The sequence below is a fragment of the Acinetobacter sp. TGL-Y2 genome (assembly GCF_001612555.1).
In the GTDB taxonomy this organism is placed as follows: domain Bacteria; phylum Pseudomonadota; class Gammaproteobacteria; order Pseudomonadales; family Moraxellaceae; genus Acinetobacter.
The window spans coordinates 413,678-438,959 of the sequence record NZ_CP015110.1; the positions used below are offsets into that span (position 1 = coordinate 413,678).

The following is a 25,282-nucleotide window of genomic DNA, read 5'->3' on the forward strand; positions in this document are numbered from 1 at the left end:
CCTAGCCATCGTAATGACTAGGTTTATCATAAATGAATGTACTTTGAGCAAATTACTCAGCAGTCGGTGGTGTTACCTTTTTTGGAGGGCGACCACGTGGACGACGTGGACGAATCGGTTTGTCTTCCTCATCGGTGTCAGCATCATCTTTCGCTTCATCATGGGCTTCGCTTGCTGTCTCTGCTGGTTGCTCAGCTTTGATCTTAGGCTCTGAAGGTTTAACCGCTGCTGTCTCAGTGCTTACAGACGCTTGAGGTTTGACTTTGCTCTGAGTCGCTTTTTCAGCTTTCTGAGCAGGCTTCGGTTGTTCTTGCTCAGCAATCGCTGGCTCAACCTTTACCGCTTCCACAGTTTCTGCAACAGGTGCTTCAGTTACAGGCTCTACAGGATTTTCACTAGGAGTAGACTCGACTTGAGCAACTTCTTCTAGGCGTGCTTGTTTGGCTTGTTCAGCAGCAAGTTTAGCAAGACGACGGCGCTCACGCGGATCATTGGCTACACGGGTGTCAGTCACTGGTTTAGGCGGAGTTAAATCCAACACTGGCGCTGGTTCAGCTTCAACTTCTGCATTTGAAACGACCGCATCACGTGTCACTGGTTTTTTCTCAGTGACAGAGTTAGTCGATGTCACTGCTAAGGTTGCTGCGTACTCGTCCGCAAATTTTTGCAAAGCACGGTTGAAGGTCGGGATTAAACCAAATTGTTCAATCAGAACTGAACAATCTGTGCCGTAAACTTGGCGAATTAAACTTATCACCGTGTGCTGTGCCAAAGCAGGAACTTGGGAAGGGCTTACTTTGGGCGCAACCGGTTTCCCTTTAGATGCATCCTTATGCTTATTGCGACGACGTTGACGTGGGTCATTTGCCGCGCGTTGCACAGGTTGTTGATCTTGAGTTACTTTTATCGCTTCAGCTTGTGGTGCTTCAACAGCTGTTGCTGTTTTTGCTTCAGCAGGAGTAGACACGATCACAGGTGCTGTTTCTACAGAGGTAGGTACAGCCACTTCAGCTGGAGTAACTATGGTTTCTGGCTGTGTGCTGTTTAAAGCCACGATTTCGCTTTTCACTTCATCGATGTTGACCATTAGAGCGGTTTTCATCTCTGCATGACGAGGTACTTCCACCACATCCACTTTCACTTGCGGTGCTGCATTTACCACTGGCGTAGCAACTACGGCTTGTTCATTTAATGCGGCTGGATCACGGTGGCGATTTGGACGTTGTGGACGCTGTGCATTGCGCTCACGACGTGGAATCGCTTGTTGATCTTGCGGCTGAGCTACATCAAATTGTGCATCATTTTGATGTTGACGCTTTGGATGACGTGGCTTTTGCTCACGTGGTTCCTGATGAACATCATTACGCGGTTCATGACGTGGGTCTTGACGCGGATCACGACGTTCTTGACGTGGATCTTGGCGCTGTTCACGTGTGTCAAGACGCTCTTGACGTTGCTCAGAGTGACGTGAGTCTTGACGCTGTTCCTGACGAGGATCATGGCGTTCTTGACGTTGATCTACACGTTGATCATGACGCGGTACTTGAACCACTTCTTCAGTTACATGATGGTCGTGGTTCAGTTCGCGTTGTTCGCGTGGCTTGTTGTTGCGAGGTTTCTTATTGTTGTTACGCTGTGGACGGTCTTCTTTTTCAAGTTGACGTTCAGTCGCTTCACGTGCCTCATGCTTAGTCGCAGAGGTGTGTGAAATGTACGCATTGGTTTCAACAGCAGGAGTAGCGACGGCAACAGGTGTAGCATGTGAGACTTGACCGAATTGACCACGGCTTACCGCACCACCATTGACCATTTGTTCAATCGCAGCGGCAGCATTATTTGCGGTGCGTGATTGATCGATGGTTGATGCTTGTTTTTGCACAAACAAATTTTCTAACCATGCACATGGACTAGTTGCAGGTGCAATAGCTTGTGTTTGAGCAACAGGTGCAGGTGCTGCCACTGGACTGGTTTGTGCAGCAGGGGCATTTTTACGTTTGATATTTTTATCTTGTTGCGATGCAGCGGGCGCAGTTTGAACGATCGGTTCTTCTTGCAAATGCCAGTCAGAAGATTCGTACCCCAACTCTTTTTCACTTGAACGTGTCGCTTCAGTCCGTTCATAGCTAGTCGGTGCGAAACCTTCAGCATTATAAGTGATTTCATAATGCGGTGTTTCTAAGTGCGGGTGAGGCAAGATTGTCACACGGACATTCGAGGTTTGTTCAAGGTATACCAAGGTGTGGCGCTTTTCATTCAATAAGAAGGCTGCGATTTCAACAGGGACTTCCACTTGAACTTCACCTTGACGCTCACGCAGTGCAATTTCTTCTACTTTACGCATGATCGAAAGTGAAAGTGAACGCAGGTCACGAACCATACCTGTGCCATGACAGCGTGGGCAGACATAACCTGTGGCTTCTTCAAGTGAAGGACGTAAGCGTTGACGACTCATTTCCATTAAGCCAAAGCGAGACAATTGACCGAATTGGATACGAGCACGGTCGCTTTGAGTAGACTCACGAAGTTTCGCTTCAACCATACGTTGGTTGCGTTCTTTGGTCATGTCGATAAAGTCGATCACGACTAAACCACCAATATCACGCAAACGAAGTTGACGAGCAATTTCTTCAGCTGCTTCTAAGTTGGTGCTTAGCGCCGTATCTTCAACGTCATGGCCACGTGTTGATTTTGCAGAGTTAATATCAATCGATACCAAGGCTTCTGTTTGATCAATCACAATTGAACCGCCAGCAGGAAGTTTTACTTCACGCTCATAGGCTGTTTGAATTTGGCTTTCGATCGCAAAATGCGCGAATAAAGGCTCATTCAAAGTATAGGTTTTTAATTTATCTAACTGATTGGGCATGACCGCTTTTACGAAGTTATAGGCTTCGTTATACGCTTGCTCAGAGTCAATTAAGATTTCGGCCACGTCATCACGGAGGTAGTCACGAATCGCACGTGTCACCACGCCTGCTTCTTGATGAACCAACATTGGCGATGGACCTGAAGTTGACGTGGTTTGAATACGTGCCCAAAGGTCTAACAAATGTTGTAAATCAAGTTGCAACTCTTCTTGTGAACGGCCAATACCCGCTGTACGAACGATCACGCTCATACCACGAGGCACGTTGAGAGATGCCAACATTTCTTTCAATTCTTCACGAACTGCACCAGAAATTTGACGGCTAATACCACCACCTTTCGGATTGTTTGGCATCAAAACTAAATAACGACCTGCCAAAGAGATGAACGTAGACAAGGCAGCACCTTTATTGCCACGTTCTTCTTTTTCCACTTGAACAAGAAGTTCAGTGCCTTCAGTGATCAGTTCACGAATATTAGAGGTTTGACGAGGATCAGCTTTGTAATAGGAATTGGCAATTTCGCGCATCGACAAAAAACCTTGACGACCTGCACCATATTCTACAAAAACAGCTTCTAAAGAAGGCTCTACGCGAGTCACATGACCTTTATAGATGTTGGCTTTCTTTTGTTCACGTGTACGATTTTCTAAATCAAAATCGTAAAGACGGTGACCAGTGATGAGTGCAACGCGAACTTCTTCGGCATGTGTTGCATTGATCAACATACGTTTCATGGGTGTAGCACCTAATAGTGATACACAGCAAAAATCGCTATTCACGTAGCGAACATCAACCCTCATGGATCAATTCTCAGACTTCGCATTAACCTCTCGAAGTCTGAGGTTTACCGGCCTTTTTTGGTGGGCTTCGGTTTTTGATTCACGTATTGATGATGGCAATACGGCTTTAATCGGTAAGCGATTAAAGACACCTGAATATTCACTGGCGGACAAACGGTGCATTGGATGTTGATTACTTTCACTGTCACGTAGCTTTAAGATCATCCCTTCTATTCGATAGAGCGTCTTGATACGGAATTATCATCGTATCGGTGCTTTATGTGCAGATCCAATGCATCAAACGCTGTAGCCTGAATATTAAATCAGGTTGCGACTATTCTGATGTGTATCAGTTTACGTTTAAAACCAACATGACGTTGGCGACATATTTTTTAAACAAACTGATTTATGTGCAAAAGCACAATTAAACGCAACAGTTTGTCTTTTTGCCGATATAATAAGCCATCGGCGTTGGCATATTCTTTTGGGACCATTCCGAGATTATGCTAAACATCAAAAGTTAGTTTTTAATTTCAAAGTTTTTGAAATCTCTAAATTAATGTTCACTTACGGCGGTATCCGTGCGCTGACTATAGCAAACCTTAGATCATCTGCCTATGGGCTATACAGTCATTTGTGATGAAAAGTATAGTCTAAGTGATCATTTTTTAATCAAATTTAGTATTTTTTTAGGTCAACGTAACTGTATGAATTCTACGCAAGAATGGCAAGACGTCACTTGGTTTGAAGTGGATGAGCACCAATTGGGGCAGCGCATCGACAATTTTCTTTTTTCCCGCTTAAAAGGTGTGCCGAAAAGTCGTATCTATCGTTTAATTCGTGAAGGACAAGTTCGGGTCAATAAAAAACGAATTAAAGCGGAAACGAAGCTGAATATTGGTGACATGATTCGTGTTGCACCGATTCGTTTTGAACCTAAAGATGACACGCCTGTTCCTGTTTCCGATAAAGTTGCACAAAGCCTGCTGAGCCGTGTGGTCTATGAAGATGAGGGCTTAATGGTGGTCAATAAGCCTTCAGGTATTGCTGTACATGGTGGCAGTGGTGTCGCGTACGGCTTAATTGAGGGTTTACGTGCTGCATCAGGTAAAAAATATCTTGAACTGATTCATCGTATTGACCGTGATACCTCAGGTTTAGTGATGATTTCGAAAAAACGCAGCACATTGAAAACATTGCAAGATTTGTTACGTGAACACAAAATCCAAAAAACTTATGCAGCAGTGGTCAAAGGGCAAGTAATTTTAGATAAACAACTGATCAATGCGCCTTTGCATCGCTATGAGCTTGCCAATGGCGAACGCCGTGTTTGTGTGTCTAAAGATGGGAAGGAATCTAAAACTCAATGGAATGTCGCTGAGCGTTTCCGTCATGCCACTTTGGTGTATGCATCTCCACTTTCTGGTCGTACCCATCAGATCCGTGTGCACGGCTTAAGTATTGGTCATCCTTTGGTGGGGGATGATAAATACGGTCACGAAACGGATTATAAAGGCCCGAAAGCACGTCGTTTATGCTTACATGCCCTGAGACTACAAATTCCAGGTTATCCAGTCATTGAAGCACCGCTTCCGGAAGACATGCAAAATATTGTGGCTCAGCTTCGTGCTCAAACCATGTAAGTTTTGCTGTTAATAAAAAAGCGTGTATGAAAAGGTCATATGCGCTTTTTTGGAAAAGTAATTTTTATTTTGTAGTGTCAGCACGATGAATATCGAGATTGAACACTTTGGTGAGTAATTCAATAAACTTCTGTACAGCCACTGCCGTGGTATTTTTACGATAACTCACAAATAAATCTAATGAAGGCAATTCAATCTCTAAAGGGCGAATGATCGTATTTTCCATGGTCAGAGGAATAATATAGCCGGGTAAAATGGTGCAGCCTAAGCCCATTCCAATCGAGTTAATATTAAATAAAATATTATCGGCTTTATGCACAATATTGAACCGAATGTTATGTAGCTGCGCGAAATTTAAAATGATGTCATGTAAGGGTTTTGATTCAGACTCAGAGGGAATCACAAAGTCCATGCCATCCAGTGCTTTGACTGGAATACGTTCGTAATCCGCCAATGGATGATCCTTGGGTAAGAGAAAAATTAACGGTTCACGCAGTACGAATAGACTTTCAATTTCATCTGAAGATAGATCTTCACGGGTAAAGGTAATATCCAGTTCACCTTTTTTAATTCCACGAAGTTGATCACTGTTGTTGAGGCTTTGTAATTCAATTTTCAGTTCAGGACTTTGTACGCGTAAATTAGGCAAGACATAAGGAAAAATTTTCATTTCCGCAACAGGTACAAAGCCAATACGCAGTAATTGTTGTTTGGCCTTAGACACTTGACGTGCCATAGCAATGGCTTTTTCAGATTGCGCAATGGTTAAACGCGCTTGTTCTAAAAATACAGCGCCTTCTTCGGTGAGTTCAACCTTACGTTTCGTACGATTGAGGAGTCGGACACCTACATCTTCCTCTAAGTCCTTAATTTGCTGACTCAATGATGGCTGAGCAGTAAATAATTTTAAAGCTGCTCTACTAAAATTTAATTCTTCAGCGACAGTAATAAAGTATCTGAGGTGGCGTAATTCCATATAACTCTTCCAAAGAGTAATTCAAAAAATATCTTAATTTTGAGACAATTTAGTATAAAGCATAAACAGCTATAAGTTGAATGTGATTGTAGTATTTCGCTAATAAATATCCTCAAGTTTAATGGGTATCTAAATTTTTAATGGATGAGTAATTCTCATTTTAAATATTAATTTAAATGAGATCTGTTATCTAAATAATTAATATTTTATAAATGGTTAGTTGTATATTGAGTATTTGGGGATATTCGTTTTGATTATGGTCACTAGAGAGTCAAGCGTGATTTTCTTCATACAGATTTCTCTCATCACCATGGGAAACGATATTAAAATGATTGAAGCCTGAGCTACATAAAAGGCAAATTTCAAACTTATTTTTTGTTTGGTATGCTTTCGGTGTCATATTGTCTGATTTGCATTGATTATGATATTTCAATGCTTAGACCTGTTTTAAAGCGCTTTAATCGGCTTGACAGATATTTTAGATAAAACCATCTTCGGACATCATGAGGTTCGAATGTCTTCTCAAAAACTCGATATTTCAAACTAAGATTAAACCACCAATATTTAAAAAAGAACAAAGAACTTTTGATTCGAATCGTTCATGCCTGAATGTATAGCTGCAATCTTATTTTGGGATACAATGATAAAAAATTAATTTGTTCAAGATCATGCCTAAAGTATATTCAGTGGATTTACGTGAAAAAGTCATGCAGTTTTATGAAGAAAATAATCACAAATCATATACATGTAAAACCTTTAAAATATCTAGAACCACTTTGGATGATTGGATTCTTCTTCAAAACACCACTGGAGAATTGAAACAGCCTAAAATCAATGCAGGTCGACCCACTAAAATCAAGGATATGGATGCTTTCAAACACTTTATTGAAACTACTGAATTTTCTCAAGTGAAAGATCTCATCCCTTTATTTGAACAAAAGTTTGGGTATCCAATCCTTTACTCAACCCTGTTAAAAGCCATTCATAGACTTGGTTGGACACGTAAAAAAAGAGTTTTCTCTATAAGCAAGCCGACAAAATAACAAGGGCTGTATTCAACTGGTTTCTTCCGCAATGGAAAGAGGAGTTTGGGGAAGATCAGATTCTTTATATTGATGAGTCTGGGATAAACACCACAGATACAGCGCAATATGGTTGGTCTAAACTAGGCAGTCGTTGCGCTGCTTTAAAATTGGGTGGTCATGGTAAAAGATTAAGTATCATCAGTGCTGTGAGGTCTAATTCAGCGTATCAGTTCCTTTACCCTTTGATTTTTCAAGGTTCATGCGATCGAGCAATGTTCACGGGATGGTTGAGATATCTACTTGAAAATTTAACCAAAGATAATCAAGATAAGACCAAAAGACATCTGCTGATTCTAGATAACGCTTCGATTCATAAGAACGGAGATATCAAAAAACTAGCCAAAGACTTTAACTGTAGAATCATGTACTTGCCTGCTTACAGTCCAGATTTAAATCCAATTGAAAAAGCATGGTCAGTGCTAAAATCCAAAGTTAAAAGTATCGCTGTCCGTTTTGACAAAAACATAGAAGAAGCGCTCGATTTAGGCTTGAAGGCAATGTAGCTTAAAATTTAAATCCAGCTATAACAACGCTGTGGAATTGCATCTGATCTGGACAGATTAAGTAACGAACTGTTCATATTTGACTCAATGAACTGAGAAAAACAACAAAATAATAAAGATATTGTGCTGCTGAGTTCGCTAATATGAGTCGATAGGGGTACTGAATTCAAATATAAGTATTTGATTCTAAAAAAATGCTCAATAATTGTCTGTTTTCAACTTTAGCTGTCTTTGAGGGCATCTAAACACCTGTTGAAACCAATGAAAGGATGTTTAAAGTCGTAATGTCTAAATTGACAGAAATTGAACGCATGGGAGACTCCACTTTAGTGAGTAACAAGAGTATAAAAACTAAAGCGGATAAAACACCGTCACTACATTATCAATTAGAAAATGAAGATTGCGTACGTCATACGTGGGCAAAACCTAAATTTAATTTTGTGTCTGAACAATTTAATAATGAATATGGCTTTGCCAATCCTTTGCCACATCCTGAAGGTGGGCGTCGTTGGGATCTGTTTAAATGGCTAATGCGCCGTAAATCATCGACATGGGTGGGTGATTTTAAGAAAGAGCAAAGCGATTTTTTGGCGGCTAAAAAAGCTAAGCCAGAAGAACGTCCACATGCAGATTTAAACGATTGGCAAATTTGGTTCGTTGGTCATGCGACGGTACTCATTCAAATCGGACCCTATAATTTTTTAACTGATCCTGTGTGGGCGGCACATGCCAGCCCTAAGCAAGGTCGGGGGCCAAAACGCGTGATACCGGCAGGTATTGCCTTAGAGGATCTACCACGCATTCACGCGGTGTTACTCAGTCATAATCACTATGATCATATGGATTTGGCCAGTCTCAGGTGGTTACATCAAAAGTTTGCCATGCCTATTTATACGGGTTTAGGCAACGCTTACTATTTGCCAAAAGTCTTTCATGTGATTGAAATGGACTGGTGGCAATCTGCCCTCATGCACAATATTAAAATTGTCTATACCCCTGCACAGCATGGTTCTGGGCGGGGTATGCGCGATCAAAATGCAGCATTATGGGGTGGGTTTTCAATTGTCTCTGAGCATGGACATTGTTTCTTTGCGGGAGACACTGGATATTCGTCACATTTTAAAGAGATTCAGAAGCGCTTGGGCGCACCACGTGTTGCTCTATTGCCCATAGGCGCGTATGAGCCACGAGCTTTAATGCGTTATATGCACATGAATCCACAAGACGCTTTTCAAGCGCATATTGACCTACAAGCCAGACGTTCACTTGCGATTCATTATCGAACTTTTCAGTTGACTGACGAAAGCCGTGAGCAACCTGAACTGGATTTGCATCAAGCCATGAAGCATTCATCGAAACTGATGAGTCCATTTTATTGTATTCGCGAAGGCAAGCGGTTGATTGTTTAATTCGAACATGAATATTGCTAATGATGGCTAAGTACTGGCTATTAGCTCAAATAAAAAACCACCTTGAAGGTGGTTTTTTTATTTGAGGTTAAACTGATGTGTCTAAGCTTTCGAAGATACGCGTAGCTTAGATGAAACCAGGATGACCTTTTGCAGGATCTGTTTCACGTGCAGCTTGTGCATCTGCAACAGTGAGTCCTAGTGCTTTAGCAACGCCTTCACCATACGCTGGATCACATGAATAGCAGTTGCGAATATGACGATATTTGATGAAATCAAGTGCATCGCCCATAGCGCCAGCAGTGTTATTAAACAGCGCTTGTTTTTGTTCATCGTTCATAAGGTTGAACAACGCACGCGGTTGGCTGAAGTAGTCGTTGTCATCCGCACGGAAATCCCAATGTGCCGCATCACCTGAAATTTTCAGGGGTGGTTCTTGGTACTGGGCTTGATCTTGCCATTGTCCAAAGCTGTTGGGTTCGTAGTGTGGTAAGCCACCATAGTTGGCATCTACACGGCCTTGACCATCACGATGGTTTGAATGTACAGGGCAACGCGCAGCATTGACTGGAATTTGTTGGTAATTCACACCCAAACGGTAACGCTGTGCATCTGCATAGTTAAATAAGCGTGCTTGCAACATACGGTCCGGAGAAACGCTAATCCCTGGCACGAGGTTGCTTGGTGCGAAAGCAGATTGTTCAACGTCTAAGAAGAAGTTTTCAGGGTTACGATTGAGTTCAAACTCGCCCACATCAATTAAAGGATAATCTGCATGTGGCCAAACTTTAGTTAAGTCAAACGGGTGATAAGGTACTTTCTCAGCATCGGTTTCTGGCATGATTTGAACTTGAAGTTTCCATTTCGGGAAGTCTCCTTTTTCAATTGAATCAAATAAGTCGCGTTGACTGCTTTCGCGATCTGCCGCTACGACTGCCGCAGCTTCATCATCCGTTAAGTTTTGAATGCCTTGTTGGGTACGGAAATGGAATTTCACCCAAAAACGTTCATTGGCTTCATTGATAAAACTATAAGTGTGGCTACCAAAACCATGCATGTGACGAAATGACTTGGGTAAACCGCGGTCGGACATCACGATGGTGACTTGATGTAGTGCTTCTGGAAGTAAAGTCCAGAAATCCCAGTTATTGGTTGCACTACGCAAATTAGTTTTCGGGTCACGTTTTACGGCTTTGTTTAAGTCTGGGAATTTGCGCGGATCACGCATAAAGAAGACAGGTGTGTTATTGCCGACTAGATCCCAATTGCCTTCTTCAGTATAGAATTTTAAAGCAAAACCACGGATATCACGTTCCGCATCCGCTGCGCCACGTTCACCTGCAACCGTGGTGAAACGCGCAAACATTTCAGTTTTTTTGCCAATTTGGGAGAAGATTTTTGCACGGGTATATTGTGTAATATCGTGGGTCACGGTAAATGTACCAAAAGCCCCCGAACCTTTTGCGTGCATACGGCGCTCAGGAATCACTTCACGAACAAAGTTAGCCAGCTTTTCATTGAGCCATAAATCTTGAGCTAGTAAAGGACCTCGAGCACCTGCCGTCATACTGTTTTGGTTGTCTGCAACAGGTGCACCAAAGGCAGTCGTTAGGTGGGAGATAGGACATTTTTTAGGGTCTTGGCTCATTATATTTCTCCGTTTTTATAAATATCGTTTTAAATTTAAAACGCTAATCATTCTAATCACATTTTTTTCTATCTAAAGAGATCAACGTATTTACACGCTCCGTATAAATGACAATTGTTAAAGTAAATTGTCAGATTTTAACCGTGGAAAAGCACAAATACTAAACCACGTATTATGAGAAAAAATCAGGATTCATCCCTTTATTGTTCCACTTTAAAAGTTATTTTGGAAAAATACAAATCATTAAATAGGATCTATTTAAAATCTCATATTGAGTTTAAATATTTGGTCCAGCTTTAAACATCATGGTGATCTAAATCAAAGCCGAAAAAAAAGATGCGCGAAGCATGTTATTTGAATTTTAATTGTGTTTTCTAAACACTATTTGTTTAAGAAAAAATGGCGCTGACCCTTAGACGATAAAGCTAGATTTTAGGTGTCGATTTAGAGCTTTTTAACGCGAATAGAGGGCAATTTTGTTAAATTAATTCAGCATAAAAATGATCATTTCCATTTCGACTTCGATGCAGTGTTTATAATAAATCATAAAAAGCTGAACAGCATTGTATGGGTTTTTCATTATACTGAACAGGGTCGCTCAAAAGACAAAGATAAGGAAAATTCAAATGAACGCATGGATGACACATCAAATTTATAATCAAGTCGATGAGTTGCAAGACTATAACGTGTATGAGACTGACGCAGTTCTGCAAGAGATTTTGCAACGTTATGGCAGTCGAAATCGTGTACACCTTAGTGAGTTTGGTCATGTGGTGGGTTCGGCAGAATATTATCAATATGCAGATTTAGCCAATAAGCATAGCCCTATTTTACATGCCTTTGATGCGCGGGGTCGACGTAAGGACAGTATCGAATTTCATCCCTCTTGGCACAAATGGATGGCTTTAAACCGAAAATATGCCGTGCATGCGCATCCATTTTTAAACTTTACTCAGCAAACCGGTTGGGTGGATTGGGCGGCTAAGTTCTATTTAGGGGGACAGGTGGAATGTGGAAACTTATGCCCAAACTCGATGACGCTGGGCAGTATTCCGCTCATTCAAAAAGAATCTGAACTGTGGAAAAAAATAGGCGATAAGCTACTATCGACCGAGTACGATGAACGTGATCTCCCCATAAGCCAAAAGAAATCGATCTGGCTTGGCATGGGCATGACTGAAAAGCAAGGCGGTTCAGATGTTCGAGCCAATGAAACTGTTGCTGTGCCAGTGAGCGAGACTGGGCGAGGTCAGGCTTATTTACTGACGGGACATAAATGGTTTTTCTCCGCACCGATGTGCGATGCACATTTGGTGGTCGCAAAAACAGAACAAGATGGCTTGACCTGTTTCTTTGTGCCACGTTGGCTTGAGGACGGAACTAAAAATGCAATTCATATTCAGCGCTTAAAAGATAAAGTCGGAAATCGCAGCAATTCAAGCTCGGAAGTGGAGTTTCATGAAGCGTGGGGCATCATGATGGGCGAGGCGGGACGTGGTATTCCGACCATTATTGAAATGGCAAACTATACCCGCCTAACCTGTTCAGTCGGTTCAAGCGCCATGCTACGTCAGGCATTGGTGCAATGTGTTTCTTATACGCGTCAGCGTAAAGCGTTTGGAAAATATTTAGCTGAGCAGCCGTTAATGCAAGCCGTATTGGTGGACATTGCCCTTGAAACAGAAGCCGCCGTTCAGCTCAGTTTTCATCTGGCGTATTGTTATGAGTCTGAAGATCCCTTGTGTTTGGCGTGGAGAAGAATCATGACGCCTGCATCGAAATTTTGGATTTGTAAACGCGCAGTCGAACTGACTGGCGAGATGATGGAAGTCTTTGGCGGAAATGGCTATGTCGATACCGGCATTATGGCGCGTATTTTTAAAGAAGCACCTGTGAATACCATTTGGGAAGGCTCGGGTAACGTCATGTGCCTCGATGTGCTACGTGCGATTCAACGTGATCGCGATTCAATCGAGCTGTTGTTCCAAGATTTGGCTTCGACAGTCTCAGAAGATGACATTTTGAATCATGAGTTACAAGGATTGTTTAAATTATTCCAGCAATCGAGTGAAGAGCTTCAGTTTATGGGACGTAGTTTGGTCAGTCGATTGAGTATTTTGGCGCAAGCGGTTTTATTAAAGCGTTATGCACCAGATTTTGTGGCGGATGCATTTATTCAGACACGTTATAGTGCGTTTCATGGGCGCGTTGCAGGGATGGTGGATATCACTCAAATCGACATTACAGCGATATTAGAGCGTGTATTGCCTACGACCTCTGTACATCATCGTGGTGCAGCTTAGTTCGTTAAATTGTTATAGTTTTAAATTTGAAAATGAATGGGGCCGTAGACTTTAAATTCTGAAGATATGCCCCATTTATAAATTATGATCAGATCGCGTTTTAGGCGTATAATCTAATCGACATAAAAGTGTTATAAGTATTGATTCAGTTCAATCATGAGGATGAGTAAAATGGCAAAGAAAAAAGCATTGCCAGAGGTTGTGGTACACAACTTTGTGGCAAAACATATGCATGAGGTGAATAAAAGCCAAGTGTTTGTAGATCGAAAGAAAGACGCAAAACGCGGTTATAGCAAACATAAAAAGGGGAGATATTCGAATGATTATCTCCCTTTTTTAAAGTCTATATGTGTGCCAAGTTGGATCAGTGTTTAAACGCTCAGCATTCGATTGGATTTCACCATATCGGCTAAACCATGATGTTTAAAATAATATTCCATCCAACTTTTCACCATGAGTGGATTACTCATTTTTACCACTTCATCGAGCAGCTTTTCTGCATCCGTCATAGGCACATGACAAATGGCCTTACGCACTCTTAAAATATTACTTGAACTCATTGAAAGAGTATTGAAACCCATAGCCATAAGCAGAATCGCAGACAATGGATCACCTGCCATTTCCCCACAGATACTGATAGGCTTATCGTATTTATGGCACTCTTGCACCAGACGCTGCAATGCTCGAAGTACCGAAGGGTGGAAGTGCGAATACACACTTGAAACGCGCGGATTATTTCGGTCGACGGCCAATAAATATTGAATCAAATCGTTTGATCCCACTGAGAAGAAATCGACCAGTTCAGCAAACTCTCCAATTTGAAGCAAGACACTTGGCACTTCAACCATAATGCCAATTTTGGGCTTATTGATTTTCACCTGTTCTTCTTCTTGCACCGCCATCCAATCACGTTCAAGTAAATACAGCGCTTCTTCAACTTCACTGACGCTGGTGACCATCGGCAATAAAATGTGCAAATTATTCAGTCCGATACTGGCTTTCAACATGGCACGGATTTGTGAAGAAAAAATCTCAGGATGATCCAGCGTAAAACGAATGCCACGCCAACCCAATGCTGAGTTTTCTTCTTCAATATGAAAATACGGCAAGTCTTTGTCTGCGCCAATATCCAGAGTACGCATCACGACAGGTTTGTTGGCGAAGTGACTCAACTGTTGACGATAAATGGCGCGCTGTTCTTCTTCGCCTGGAAAGCGATCTCGTAGCATAAACGGAATTTCAGAACGATACAGTCCAACACCTTTCGCGCCACGTTGCACCCCACGAACCACATCAATCATTAGACCCGTGTTAACGAATAAACGAACCGAAACACCATCCGGGGTAATCGCATCTTTGGTTTCGTACTGTTTTAAATCTTTGGCAATTTGCTCATCTTCTTTTTGAATTTCTTTATAACGCTGACGTAGTCGTCGTGGTGGATTCACAAACACCCGTCCCTGATACGCATCGACAATCATTTCCGCATCATCTAAGGTACTGACGGGCAGTTCTGTAACACCTACGACTGTCGGAATACCTAAGGCACGCGCCACAATCACCATATGTGAATTGGCAGCGCCTTCAGAGGTGACAATCGCGGCAATACGGTCGACGGGTAATTCGACCAGTGCTGCTGTACTGATTTCATCACCGACAATAATACTGTCATTGCTAATTTCACGATGGCTTAAGTCATCTTCTTGTAGTGAAGCCAGAATTCGGCGTCCAAGATCTTTTAAATCTGCGACACGTTCTCGTAAATAGTCATCTTCCATTTGCGCAAACACTGCAATATGACGATCAATCACACGCTTAACCGAGCCTTGTGCCCAATTGCCATCTCGAATCAGTTCTTTAATTTCAGCAGGTAAAGCATTTTCATCTAACATGCGTAAAAACACGCTAAATAATGCGCGTTCTTCAGACATGAGGGAGTCTTGCATTTTATCATCAAGCGACTGAATTTCATTACGCACAGCAGCGACCGCTTGATCGAGTAAAGCCAGTTCTTCACTGATATCATCGGCTTCACGGTCAGGAACTGCACCCAAATCCGCAGGTGGGTAAAGAATCAGCGCACGTCCGAGTGCAATTCCGCCTGCACCCGATGAACCTTGAAATGTTTTGTAGGTAGGGGAGTTGGACGGCTTACGAAATACGTCAATATTTCCCACGGCATGTGCATGTGCAATCACGCCTGAAAGCTGAGCACACAATGTCACCAAAAAGGATTCGGCAGCTTCACTGAAATCTTGTGGTTCTTTATTTTGAACCACCAATACACCCATCACCTTACGGCGATACATCACAGGCACACCTAAGAAGGAGTTGTAAATTTCCTCCCCTGTCTCAGGAAAATAGGCAAAACGTTCATGTTTAAAGGCATTGTCAATATTGACAATTTCTTCACGCTGACCGACCAAGCCAACTAAACCTTCACCCAATTGTAATGAGACATGACCAATAGACTCAGCATTTAAGCCCTTAGATGCCATTAAGACATAACGCTGATTGCGTTCGTCTAAAAGATAGATTGAGCACACATCGACATGCATGGCTTTGGAAATCTGGTTCACCATAATTTCTAAAGAATCATGCAAACTGACAGACGCATTGACCTCTTGCACAATGCGTCGTAAAGAGTCTAATTGCATGTTAGACATGAAGGTGTGCTCCTCTTTAAGGGATTAGGGTGTTCGGTTTATGGGTGACAGCATCTCACTGACACGCATTTATATCCGTTTTGTTTGATCCAAATTTTGCTGTGGCAATTGCATACACAGCTCCAACATGGCCCGACGGTAAACATCACGTTTGAAGTTCACCACTTGACCCAGTGGATACCAGTAGCTGACCCATTGCCATTGGTCAAACTCTGGCTGATCATTTAAATTCAATCGAATATGGGCGGTCGAAGCCACCAATTTCAATAAAAACCATTTTTGCTTTTGTCCAATACAGACTGGGTCTGAATCCGATCTGATGTATCGAATTGGCAAACGATAATGCAACCAACCTTCTGTTTGGGCAATCATTTGAACGTGTTCTGGCAGTAATCCAACTTCTTCTCGCAGCTCTCTGAAAAGCGCCTGCTCAGGCGTTTCTCCAAAATGGATACCGCCTTGAGGAAATTGCCAAGCATTGTGTCCAATACGCTTTGCCCATAGAACTTGTCCAATATCATTTGCCAAAATGATCCCGACATTGGGTCGGAAACCTTCTGAGTCGATCATTTGGCTACCTAAAATTTATTAAATTCGTTGACTTTGGTTTCGGGGGCATCCACTCTCTATGCCCAGCTCGAAAAGTTCAAAGTAATAATGTTTTAAAATTGCTATGATCTTAACGAATTTCTATCGGTTAGCGGTGATAGATTTACATTTTTTTTCTTAAATTTCAGTTTGAACGAGAATTTTCATGAAATTGGCGTTATTTGATTTAGATCACACCTTATTAAATACAGACTCTGACCATTCATGGGGTGAGTTTTTAGTCAATGAAGGCTTGGTAGATCCAGTTCGACACAGCCAAATGAATGACAAATTTTATGATGATTATAAAGCCGGGCAGCTCGATCCGATTGCCTATAACGAATTCGTTTTTGAATTTTTAACTCAGCATGACAATGCATACCTTATTGAACTACATGAATTATTCATGGAAAAAGTGATTCGACGTCAAATGCGTCCAGAAGGGTTTAAAGCGATTCAACATCATAGAGAGGCTGGGCATGCTCTAGTCGGTATTACCGCAACTTCAGATTTTATTACCGCACCTATTTTCCGTGAGTTTGGCATTACTGAGATTATTGCCACCAATGCCGAAGTGATCAATGGAAAATACACGGGTAAAGTCGTGAATGTGCCGTGTTACCAAAAAGGCAAACTGACCCGTCTGGATCAGTGGCTTGAAGGGCGCAATGTGACTGAGTCTTGGGCCTATTCAGATTCAATCAATGATCGTTTTTTACTTGAATATGCCGATCATGCGATTGCAGTGAATCCTGATGATCGCCTTGAAATATTGGCAAAAGATCAGGGCTGGGATATTCAGGATTGGTCGATCTAATTTGATGGAATGGCATTGATCTTTTGCTTTATTGGGTCGCAAGTGGATGCGACTCAATTTCAACAAGCCTTTAGCGAGCACCCCTATAAATATAAGGCTGAGCGAGGCTTGAGCTTCAGCATAAAATAAATCGTTAATATCACTTATTCAAATATATTCAAATAGTAGTCAGCATTTAAATGAATATAGAACAACTTACTCAAATTTTTATTGGCCCGCGCGCCCAAAAGTATATGACTTCATGGGCTAACCAGACCTATCGATTTTGCTGGGCAGGGCTATTTTTCGGTCTATTTTGGTTGTTGTATCGAAAGATGTATATGTTTGCATTTTATACGCTACTCATCAGCATGGCATGGGTATTTGTATTTTATGTTTTAGGTATTCCCTTGATATATGCTGCAGCGTTAAATGTTTTGATTTCATTGGGTTTGAGCGTGTTTGGCGATTCTTTTTATCGAAGTTTTGTCAACGAAAAGGTAAAAGCCTTTCAGGCGAATCCAAGAGACGGCTTGGAGATATTGCGGTTAAGCTGAGGGGTGACTTGGAGTGTGCCTTTGACTTGGCTATTTTTACAGCTTCTTGTAGTGGTTTTTGTAATACTACCGATCATTCAACACACCTATTTCCCTCAGCAACAACCCGATTTTATTCAGTATTCTTATATTGAGTAAAGCATGTTATGGTGGGTGAAGAACAATCAAGAGAGAACAAAAGTATGTCAAATACTCGTCCGCGTATGACACATTTATTTGAACAATTAGGTCTAGATGCAAGTGAATCTGCGATTGAATCCTTTATGGAATCACATCAGTTGGATGCGCATGTCAGTCTTTTAGATGCTGAGTTTTGGTCAGCGGGTCAGCGTCAATTTTTGGCTGAAAAAATTAAATCGGATGGTGAATGGGCATTGGTGGTGGATCAACTGAATGAGTCATTGCATGAAAATTCAGTGAAATAATGAATCTATAGTGACAATCAAATTTTTAAAAGCCATCTGATTAGATGGCTTTTTTATCGCTACCTTTATTTTTTTCATCAAATTAACCAGTGCTTTCGCCACTTTAGGTGATGTAAGCACCAGATACCACACCAGACTTAAGTGTATTATTTCTTTGAGTCCTTACGACCGTGTTACTTTCAATCTACACATAACTTAAAAACTAAAAAGTCTGTAAGCACACTTATTAACTTAAGAAAATCAATTGCTCAATTTAAATTCGCTATGCTAAGGTAAAACTGACTGGTATCACTGACTTTGCATCAAGATGATGTCACCTTAATCAGGCAGCCATGATTCAAGGTCTTCAGAAAAAAACGTTATGGATAACGACTAGATAAAAAACAAGGAGAAGTTATGGGCACTTTAGCAATCATCATCTCATTGGCATTACTGATGTTTTTTGCCTATCGAGGTATATCAGTTCTGATTTTGGCCCCCATTATGGCGGCCGTTGCCATTTTACTGTCTGGTGACATGATCTACATGATGCCGCAATACACAGAAACCTTTATGTCTGCTTTGGGCGGCTATATATTAAAATTCTTTCCTATTTTTTTTATTGGGTGCCTTATTCGGACAACTCATGGTCGACTCAGGTGCTGCATCCAGCATCTCAAACTCGATCATGAATAAACTAGGGCACAATCGCGCTATTTTGACTGTGGTATTGGCATGTGGTGTGTTGGCTTACGGGGGGGTGTCACTGTTTGTGGTGGCATTTGCTATTTACCCCATTGCCAAGTCCATGTTTCAAGCAGCCAACATTCCAAAGCGCCTCATTCCAGGTGCTATTGCTTTGGGTTCGTTTACCTTCACGATGACCGCTTTACCCGGTTCACCTTCCATTCAAAATGCCATTCCGATTCCTTTTTTTGGTACCAACGTATTCGCAGCCCCAGGTATTGGTACCATTTCTGGTTTAGTGATGTTTGGTTTAGGATGCATGTGGTTACAAAGTCGCGCCAATAAAGCCCACAGAAATGGGGAAGGGTACGGTATTGATACCCAAGAAGGAGAAAAGTTGGAAGACGGCGTGACCTCTCAAGGTCAAATGCCCGTATTTTTAGCATTTTTACCCCTTCTGTTGGTCATTGGCGTCAATGCTTTGTTTACTTACATTGTTTTTCCAAGCATCGACTTCAGTTCGTTTAAAGAACTTTATCCAAAATTAGATCCTAGCAAACAGACAGGTTTGTGGGCATTGGTGATTGCTTTGGTGGTCGCATGTTTAAGCTTAATTTTGTTACGCCTGGGCAAATGGAACAACCTCAAAGAAACAGTGAATAAAGGTGCGTTGGGCTCGATGTTGCCCATTTTCAACACCGCTTCTGAAGTAGGCTATGGCGCGGTCATTGCATCCTTGGCGGGCTTCGTGATTATCCGCGACATGGTGTTAAATGTCTCAAGCAATCCGTTGATTTCAGAAGCCATCGCCATGAACATTTTGGCAGGCATTACTGGTTCTTCTTCTGGTGGTATGTCGATTGCCTTATCGACTTTGGGTGCCGATTACTTAGCCATGGCCAATGCGGCTGGTATCAACCCTGAGTTACTGCACCGTATTGCGGCTTTAGCAGCTGGCTGCTTGGATACCTTGCCTCACTCAGGCGCGGTCATCACCTTACTGTCTATTTGTGGCATGACGCACAAGCAGTCTTATGGCAACGTGGCCATGTGTACGGTATTGATTCCAATGATATCGGTTACTGTAGCAATTACCTTAGGGACACTGTTCGGCTCATTCTAATCAGACTGGTTTACAGGGCGCTTCAAAGCTTCCTATAGCATTTTTAAGGACTAAACATGAAATTGGCTCACATAGACGATTTCCATCTCGGTTTATCACACACCTTAACCCGCACGATAGATGCTGAAAAAATGGCTCAATTTATCAAATTATGTGGTGATAACAATCCTATACATCATGATGAAACTTAGGCTGCGCAAACCAAATTCAAACGCCCCATTGCCCATGGATTTTTAACCGCCAGTTTTTTCTCTCCCATTTTTGGCCTGCACCTTCCAGGCCCGGGTGCAATTTACGTCAATCACCATTTGCGCTTTTTAAAACCAGTTTATGTGGGTGACACTGTTGATGTCATCGCTATCGTAACCAAAGTAGATCATGAACGTAAACGGGTTTACTTTGACACCATTTGCAACATAAATGGCGAACGGGTGATTGAGGGCGAAGCAGAATTATACGTACCCGCACCCACAGAAGCAGGGCAAGCGGCATTGGAGGCAGCTATAATAAATATTTAGCAGCATTCAATCATTTCAAACAATCCAAACACTCTATACATGGATTTAATCCTTTTTTGCTGCATAAACAACGGAGAATGAGACCTATATTTGAGTCAAATTGAATGAACGCGTTAAAACGCTCATATTGATCTGAGAATCTAAGAAATAAAAACTGCCGTCATAATAACGGCAATTTTGACCTACATTTCGGGCTGAAATGTTTAATGCTTTAAAAGCTTAATGAATCATTAAATCAACCAGTGCTTTCGCCGCTTTAGATTGGGTACGGGCAGGGTGCCAAACCATGCCGAGTTGACGTTTCATTTCTAAATCTAAATCTAAAGTCACCAAATCTTGGCTGACCAATGTTTTCGGCAGAACCGACCATCCCAGTCCAATGGATGCCAACATCCGAATGGACTCAAGTGGGTTGTTGCTCATGGTGACTTTAGGTTTTAAGCCTTTTTTCTCAAACTCAGCCAAAGTAATTTGTGCCGTATAAGTATGAGAGGCAGGCAGTAAACTTGGATATTGCATCAAATGCTCTAAACTGAGATTTTTTTCAGACGCCAAAGGATGAAAAGCAGCAGCGACAAAAACCAGTGGATCATTCCAAAGCGGCACATAGTTTAAACGATCATCTAAACTCGGCGGTAAAGTTAAAAATGCCAGTTCCAAATCTCCTGCAAGCACTTGTTCATGCGCTTGTTCAGAATCGACAAAATGAACATCTAGCGTCACTTCTGGAAAGTCTTGAACATAATTTCTTAAATGCGCAGGCAAATGATGCAAGCCAATATGATGGCTGGTGCCAATCTTGAGCTTGCCTTTGATTTGGGTTTGATCGTGACTTAAAGTATGGTGAATATCACCCAACTCATTCAGCCAGTTTTTGACTTTTGGCAGTAAAGAGTGCGCGGCATGCGTGGCTTGTACCCCACGTCCTGCAGATTCAAACAATTTCACGCCAAAATAATCTTCTAAACTGTGAATACGTTTGGTCACAGCAGGCTGAGTGATAAACAGATGATCGGCTGCCATAGAAATTGACCCAGTTTCCATGACTTTTATAAAGGCTTCAAAGGCAGCAAGATTCATTATAGATACCTATAAAAATTTTTTATGTATAATGCTATTGTTATGCTATTTATAGAATAAATCAAAGCAAAAGTTGTATCCAGTGATTTAAAACTGGACGTTCAATCGTGTGAATGAAAATTTGAATGTCTTTACTCGAATCATTTTATTCTTTGAATAATAAAATCTTGCATAGTTGAGTGAGGGCATTGAGGTGCAATCACTATTTCAACATCACGGATAAACGTAACATCAGTTGGATAAAGACAATAAAAAACCACCCAATATGGGTGGTTCCAGAGGAACATCGACATATATACCTTAAACGGTGGCTTCCCCAAGCTGCTTTGAATCTTTACGTTCCCACACTTTTTCGTGGAAAAAGAAAGCCACCGCTTGAACTGTCGGTTCTAATAAGCTGAATGCAACAGCCATCGCCCAACTGCCTGTGACTAAATATCCCACAGCCATCGCAACCACTAAATGCATAAAGTAATAACTTAAAGTCTTTTTAAACATACGTTGATTGTTGTTAACAAACTTTTGAACGTGAATCATGTGATGTTCCTCTAAATAAGATGTCTTTGTGATTTAAATAATAATGATTCTCATTATTAAAGTAAAGGTGGATATTTTGAATACAGTGATCGGATTTTTAGATTGAATTTTATTCGAATTTTTGAGTAACAAATTGAGGCGACTCACATTCCAAAAAGTTTACAAACTAATAAAAATGATAAATTAGATTTATGTGATTTCGTGGTTATAATTGAATTAATGAATGAATTTACCCAGTCCAGTGGAGCACATCGACATGGCAGGCGAAACCCAAAATACAGAAATTCAAAACGCAAAAAAACATAACGTCCAGACTCAGCCAGCAAAAACATTGTATGACAAGTTATGGGATGATCACTTGGTCACTCAGCGTGATGATGGGTCTGCGTTGCTTTATATTGATCGCCATTTATTACATGAAGTCACTTCTCCACAAGCCTTTGAAGGTTTACAGCTTGCAGGGCGTAAACCTTGGCGCTTAAGTGCTAACGTGGCAACACCTGATCATAATGTACCGACATCTAGAAAAGAGCGGGCAGACGGCATTGCTGGGATTGAGGACGAAACCTCGCGTATTCAAGTTCAAACCTTAGATGACAACTGTAAAACCTTTAATGTGGTGCAGTTCGATATCAATGATATCCGTCAAGGCATTGCGCATGTGGTTGGACCTGAACAGGGTTTAACTTTACCGGGAATGACTGTTGTATGTGGTGACTCACATACCGCAACACATGGTGCATTTGGTTGTTTGGCACATGGCATTGGCACATCTGAAGTTGAACACGTTTTGGCGACTCAGTGCTTAGTGCAAAAGAAAATGAAAAACATGTTGGTACGTGTTGACGGTAAACTCGGTCAAGGCGTGACTTCAAAAGACGTGGTTTTAGCGATTATTGGTAAAATTGGCACGGCTGGTGGTACAGGTCATGCGATCGAATTTGGTGGCCAAGTATTCCGTGATATGTCGATTGAAGGGCGTATGACGGTGTGTAATATGGCTATTGAAGGGGGGGCGCGTGTCGGTATGGTTGCAGTTGATGATAAAACTATTGCCTACGTGAAAGACCGTCCTTATGCACCGAATGGTGAGCAGTGGGATCAAGCAGTTGCCTATTGGAATACCTTGCATTCTGATGAAGGCGCGCATTTTGATACGGTAGTGGTACTTCAAGGTGAAGAAATCGAACCGCAAGTGTCTTGGGGTACGTCACCTGAAATGGTGATTCCAGTATCGCAAGCCGTTCCAACATTAGAGCAAGCCAAAGATGAGGTACAACGCAATGACTGGACACGTGCTTACCGCTATATGGGTTTAAATGGCGGTCAGGCATTGGCTGATATTCAGCTTGATCGTGTATTTATTGGCTCATGTACCAACTCGCGTATTGAAGATATTCGTGCTGCTGCGGAAGTGGCTCAAGGTAAAAAAGTCGCGGCAAGCATTAAACAAGCGATGGTGGTTCCAGGCTCAGGTTTAGTCAAAGCACAAGCTGAAGCTGAAGGCTTAGATAAAATTTTAATTGAAGCCGGTTTTGAATGGCGTGAGCCAGGTTGCTCAATGTGCTTGGCCATGAATGCTGACAAATTACAACCAGGTGAGCACTGTGCTTCAACCTCGAATCGTAACTTTGAAGGTCGTCAAGGTAATGGTGGTCGTACACATTTAGTCAGTCCAGCAATGGCTGCTGCGGCTGCAATTGCAGGCCACTTTGTTGATGTACGTTCATTCTAATTCGGGCTAATAGGAGCAAACAATATGAAAAAATATACCATTGAACAGGGTATCGTTGCACCCTTAGACCGTGCCAATGTCGATACAGATTTAATCATTCCAAAACAGTTTTTGAAATCCATTAAACGCACAGGTTTTGGCGAAAACTTATTTGATGAATTGCGTTATTTGGATGAAGGTTATTTGGGTTTAGACAACGCTAAACGTCCTAAAAATCCTGATTTCGCTTTAAACCAGCCACGTTATCAAGGTGCTTCAATCTTGATTTCACGTGCCAACTTTGGTTGTGGTTCAAGTCGTGAACATGCGCCGTGGGCACTTGAAGAATATGGTTTCCGTACTGTCATTGCGCCAAGTTATGCCGACATTTTCTTTAACAACAGCTTTAAAAATGGCATGTTGCCCGTGATCTTGTCCGAAGAAATTGTCGAGCAGTTATTTCAAGAATGTTTTGCAACTGAAGGTTATCAACTCACGATTGACCTTGAAGCACAAGAAGTACGTACCCCATCAGGTGCAGCATTTAAATTTGAAGTTGATCCATTTCGGAAGCACTGCTTGTTGAATGGTTTGGATGATATTGGTTTAACTTTGCAAGCGGCAGACGATATTCGTGCCTTTGAAACCAAAACCCAGCAATCACGCCCTTGGGTTTATCAAGAGATTCGTGGCTAAGTACTTGAGATATTGTGCCCTAGTGCAAATCCTCAACTCTTGTTAATATCGCTGCAGATTGAGTTAAATCATTTTGCAAATTTGAGTGAGGTTGGGCACAGACCATGGCAAAGGTTTTCAATACATTAGCGATTTTGACAGGACTGACGCTCACATTGGCTGGTTGTCAGAGCTTGGATACATCGCGTCTTAAAAATGTAAAAGAGACTGAGCAAACCAAATACAACGCTTTGATCTTTTGTGAAGGCACGGAAAACTGTGAATTTGAGCGTTTGGGACAAATCCACATTGTAGATGCGAATAATCATCGTCTCGAAAAACAGGCAATTCAGCAAGGTATTGTACGTTTACAAAAGGCATCTGTGAAAGAACCCAATGCCATTTATTTGTCTGTGCCTGCGGCTCAACATGAGTTGGTGGTGCGCTTTTATCCGATTTCTCAAGATAAAGCAGAAACCCTGCACTTGATCCATCGGTTTAAAGCAAATCAGCGCTATCAGTTGAAAATGTACCGAAAACGCGGTCAGAACAGGGGCAGTTTGCTGACGGTGTCCGCACCCGATCCACTCTGCGTCGATTTACAACAAAATTCGAAAACGATTCGTCGCTTTTGCAAACCTTACAATGTCTTAAATGGCTTGGGTGAGTTTGTAGAGCAGAAAAATTTTAAACCTCGTTAGAAATACAACTTACTTATTAAATG

The 25,282-nt window shown here is 41.8% G+C and carries 19 protein-coding genes and 2 pseudogenes; 14 read left to right on the forward strand and 7 right to left on the reverse strand.

The window, feature by feature from the left end; translation table 11 throughout:
* Positions 1-52: 52 nt before the first annotated feature.
* Complete coding sequence (locus tag AMD27_RS01910; RefSeq protein WP_067655590.1) at positions 53-3,601, reverse strand: Rne/Rng family ribonuclease; 3,549 nt, start codon at positions 3,599-3,601, stop codon at positions 53-55.
* Positions 3,602-4,353: 752 nt separating this feature from the next.
* Here AMD27_RS01910 and AMD27_RS01915 point away from each other — a divergent pair.
* Entirely contained in the window at positions 4,354-5,289 is a 936-nt protein-coding gene (locus tag AMD27_RS01915) for an RluA family pseudouridine synthase (protein WP_067662680.1), read from the forward strand.
* 64 nt (positions 5,290-5,353) lie between these two features.
* Here the strand turns inward: AMD27_RS01915 and hcaR are convergent, their stop codons facing one another.
* A complete protein-coding gene (hcaR, locus tag AMD27_RS01920) occupies positions 5,354-6,265 on the reverse strand; it encodes a DNA-binding transcriptional regulator HcaR (RefSeq protein ID WP_067655593.1) in 912 nt (303 codons plus the stop codon).
* A gap of 668 nt (positions 6,266-6,933) precedes the next feature.
* On the opposite strand from hcaR, the gene AMD27_RS01925 reads away from it, so the two are divergent.
* The 3 genes from AMD27_RS01925 to AMD27_RS01935 all read left to right on the forward strand — a co-directional run bounded on the left by AMD27_RS01925 (position 6,934) and on the right by AMD27_RS01935 (position 9,262).
* Positions 6,934-7,308, forward strand: a complete 375-nt coding sequence (locus AMD27_RS01925; protein ID WP_067655598.1) for an IS630 transposase-related protein — start codon at positions 6,934-6,936, stop codon at positions 7,306-7,308.
* Positions 7,305-7,853, forward strand: a complete 549-nt coding sequence (locus tag AMD27_RS17930) for an IS630 family transposase (protein WP_081405901.1) — start codon at positions 7,305-7,307, stop codon at positions 7,851-7,853. The genes AMD27_RS01925 and AMD27_RS17930 overlap by 4 nt, the downstream gene beginning before the upstream one ends.
* A gap of 284 nt (positions 7,854-8,137) precedes the next feature.
* Positions 8,138-9,262, forward strand: a complete 1,125-nt coding sequence (locus tag AMD27_RS01935; protein ID WP_081405999.1) for an MBL fold metallo-hydrolase — start codon at positions 8,138-8,140, stop codon at positions 9,260-9,262.
* A 127-nt stretch (positions 9,263-9,389) separates the two neighbouring features.
* Here the strand turns inward: AMD27_RS01935 and AMD27_RS01940 are convergent, their stop codons facing one another.
* Entirely contained in the window at positions 9,390-10,910 is a 1,521-nt protein-coding gene (locus tag AMD27_RS01940) for a catalase (protein WP_067655604.1), read from the reverse strand.
* Positions 10,911-11,536: 626 nt separating this feature from the next.
* Here AMD27_RS01940 and AMD27_RS01945 point away from each other — a divergent pair.
* Complete coding sequence (locus AMD27_RS01945; RefSeq protein ID WP_067655607.1) at positions 11,537-13,213, forward strand: acyl-CoA dehydrogenase family protein; 1,677 nt, start codon at positions 11,537-11,539, stop codon at positions 13,211-13,213.
* Positions 13,214-13,384: 171 nt separating this feature from the next.
* The gene (locus tag AMD27_RS01950) at positions 13,385-13,588 is read left to right on the forward strand and encodes a hypothetical protein (protein WP_067662686.1); all 204 of its coding nucleotides are present in this window, start codon (positions 13,385-13,387) and stop codon (positions 13,586-13,588) included.
* Here AMD27_RS01950 and ptsP read toward each other — a convergent pair.
* Together ptsP and AMD27_RS01960 are read right to left on the reverse strand one after the other, a co-directional pair.
* The gene (gene ptsP, locus AMD27_RS01955; protein ID WP_067655610.1) at positions 13,585-15,879 is read right to left on the reverse strand and encodes a phosphoenolpyruvate--protein phosphotransferase; all 2,295 of its coding nucleotides are present in this window, start codon (positions 15,877-15,879) and stop codon (positions 13,585-13,587) included. The two genes, AMD27_RS01950 and ptsP, sit on opposite strands and share 4 nt — an antisense overlap.
* Before the next feature lie 69 nt (positions 15,880-15,948).
* Positions 15,949-16,449, reverse strand: coding sequence for an RNA pyrophosphohydrolase (locus AMD27_RS01960; protein ID WP_067655613.1), 501 nt, complete (start codon positions 16,447-16,449; stop codon positions 15,949-15,951).
* 184 nt (positions 16,450-16,633) lie between these two features.
* Between AMD27_RS01960 and AMD27_RS01965 the strand changes: the two genes are divergently transcribed.
* The 5 genes and pseudogenes from AMD27_RS01965 to AMD27_RS19345 form a co-directional block, all read left to right on the forward strand.
* Positions 16,634-17,284 carry an HAD family hydrolase gene (locus AMD27_RS01965; protein ID WP_067655616.1) on the forward strand — a complete coding sequence of 217 codons (651 nt, stop codon included), beginning with the start codon at positions 16,634-16,636 and terminating at the stop codon, positions 17,282-17,284.
* 179 nt (positions 17,285-17,463) lie between these two features.
* A complete protein-coding gene (locus AMD27_RS01970; RefSeq protein ID WP_067655619.1) occupies positions 17,464-17,820 on the forward strand; it encodes a DUF2628 domain-containing protein in 357 nt (118 codons plus the stop codon).
* 182 nt (positions 17,821-18,002) lie between these two features.
* Entirely contained in the window at positions 18,003-18,245 is a 243-nt protein-coding gene (locus AMD27_RS01975; RefSeq protein ID WP_067662689.1) for a DUF2789 family protein, read from the forward strand.
* 396 nt (positions 18,246-18,641) lie between these two features.
* Positions 18,642-20,034 (forward strand): annotated as a pseudogene (locus AMD27_RS01980) (GntP family permease).
* Between the two features lie 203 nt (positions 20,035-20,237).
* Positions 20,238-20,552, forward strand: a pseudogene (locus tag AMD27_RS19345) (MaoC family dehydratase); the annotation flags it as partial.
* A gap of 219 nt (positions 20,553-20,771) precedes the next feature.
* Here AMD27_RS19345 and AMD27_RS01990 read toward each other — a convergent pair.
* Both AMD27_RS01990 and AMD27_RS01995 read right to left on the reverse strand, forming a co-directional pair.
* Complete coding sequence (locus AMD27_RS01990; RefSeq protein WP_067655625.1) at positions 20,772-21,632, reverse strand: LysR family transcriptional regulator; 861 nt, start codon at positions 21,630-21,632, stop codon at positions 20,772-20,774.
* Between the two features lie 300 nt (positions 21,633-21,932).
* Complete coding sequence (locus AMD27_RS01995; protein ID WP_067655628.1) at positions 21,933-22,169, reverse strand: DUF2061 domain-containing protein; 237 nt, start codon at positions 22,167-22,169, stop codon at positions 21,933-21,935.
* A 256-nt stretch (positions 22,170-22,425) separates the two neighbouring features.
* On the opposite strand from AMD27_RS01995, the gene leuC reads away from it, so the two are divergent.
* The 3 genes from leuC (at position 22,426) to AMD27_RS02010 (ending at position 25,259) form a co-directional block, all read left to right on the forward strand.
* Positions 22,426-23,904, forward strand: coding sequence for a 3-isopropylmalate dehydratase large subunit (leuC, locus tag AMD27_RS02000; protein WP_067662692.1), 1,479 nt, complete (start codon positions 22,426-22,428; stop codon positions 23,902-23,904).
* A gap of 24 nt (positions 23,905-23,928) precedes the next feature.
* Positions 23,929-24,579 carry a 3-isopropylmalate dehydratase small subunit gene (leuD, locus tag AMD27_RS02005; RefSeq protein ID WP_067655631.1) on the forward strand — a complete coding sequence of 217 codons (651 nt, stop codon included), beginning with the start codon at positions 23,929-23,931 and terminating at the stop codon, positions 24,577-24,579.
* 104 nt (positions 24,580-24,683) lie between these two features.
* Positions 24,684-25,259, forward strand: a complete 576-nt coding sequence (locus tag AMD27_RS02010) for a hypothetical protein (protein ID WP_067655634.1) — start codon at positions 24,684-24,686, stop codon at positions 25,257-25,259.
* Positions 25,260-25,282 lie beyond the last annotated feature (23 nt).

What these genes read in the sequence shown, in the direction of transcription:
- AMD27_RS01935 (WP_081405999.1), top strand. Translation starts at nt 8,138, where the DNA reads ATGTCTAAATTGACAGAAATTGAACGCATGGGAGACTCCACTTTAGTG.
- AMD27_RS01915 (WP_067662680.1), top strand. Translation starts at nt 4,354, where the DNA reads ATGAATTCTACGCAAGAATGGCAAGACGTCACTTGGTTTGAAGTGGAT.
- AMD27_RS01910 (WP_067655590.1), bottom strand. Translation starts at nt 3,601, where the DNA reads ATGAAACGTATGTTGATCAATGCAACACATGCCGAAGAAGTTCGCGTT.
- AMD27_RS01960 (WP_067655613.1), bottom strand. Translation starts at nt 16,449, where the DNA reads ATGATCGACTCAGAAGGTTTCCGACCCAATGTCGGGATCATTTTGGCA.
- AMD27_RS01925 (WP_067655598.1), top strand. Translation starts at nt 6,934, where the DNA reads ATGCCTAAAGTATATTCAGTGGATTTACGTGAAAAAGTCATGCAGTTT.
- leuC (WP_067662692.1), top strand. Translation starts at nt 22,426, where the DNA reads ATGGCAGGCGAAACCCAAAATACAGAAATTCAAAACGCAAAAAAACAT.
- AMD27_RS01940 (WP_067655604.1), bottom strand. Translation starts at nt 10,910, where the DNA reads ATGAGCCAAGACCCTAAAAAATGTCCTATCTCCCACCTAACGACTGCC.
- AMD27_RS01945 (WP_067655607.1), top strand. Translation starts at nt 11,537, where the DNA reads ATGAACGCATGGATGACACATCAAATTTATAATCAAGTCGATGAGTTG.
- AMD27_RS01975 (WP_067662689.1), top strand. Translation starts at nt 18,003, where the DNA reads ATGTCAAATACTCGTCCGCGTATGACACATTTATTTGAACAATTAGGT.
- AMD27_RS02010 (WP_067655634.1), top strand. Translation starts at nt 24,684, where the DNA reads ATGGCAAAGGTTTTCAATACATTAGCGATTTTGACAGGACTGACGCTC.
- leuD (WP_067655631.1), top strand. Translation starts at nt 23,929, where the DNA reads ATGAAAAAATATACCATTGAACAGGGTATCGTTGCACCCTTAGACCGT.
- AMD27_RS01995 (WP_067655628.1), bottom strand. Translation starts at nt 22,169, where the DNA reads ATGATTCACGTTCAAAAGTTTGTTAACAACAATCAACGTATGTTTAAA.
- hcaR (WP_067655593.1), bottom strand. Translation starts at nt 6,265, where the DNA reads ATGGAATTACGCCACCTCAGATACTTTATTACTGTCGCTGAAGAATTA.
- AMD27_RS01970 (WP_067655619.1), top strand. Translation starts at nt 17,464, where the DNA reads ATGAATATAGAACAACTTACTCAAATTTTTATTGGCCCGCGCGCCCAA.
- AMD27_RS01990 (WP_067655625.1), bottom strand. Translation starts at nt 21,632, where the DNA reads ATGAATCTTGCTGCCTTTGAAGCCTTTATAAAAGTCATGGAAACTGGG.
- AMD27_RS01950 (WP_067662686.1), top strand. Translation starts at nt 13,385, where the DNA reads ATGGCAAAGAAAAAAGCATTGCCAGAGGTTGTGGTACACAACTTTGTG.
- AMD27_RS01965 (WP_067655616.1), top strand. Translation starts at nt 16,634, where the DNA reads ATGAAATTGGCGTTATTTGATTTAGATCACACCTTATTAAATACAGAC.
- ptsP (WP_067655610.1), bottom strand. Translation starts at nt 15,879, where the DNA reads ATGTCTAACATGCAATTAGACTCTTTACGACGCATTGTGCAAGAGGTC.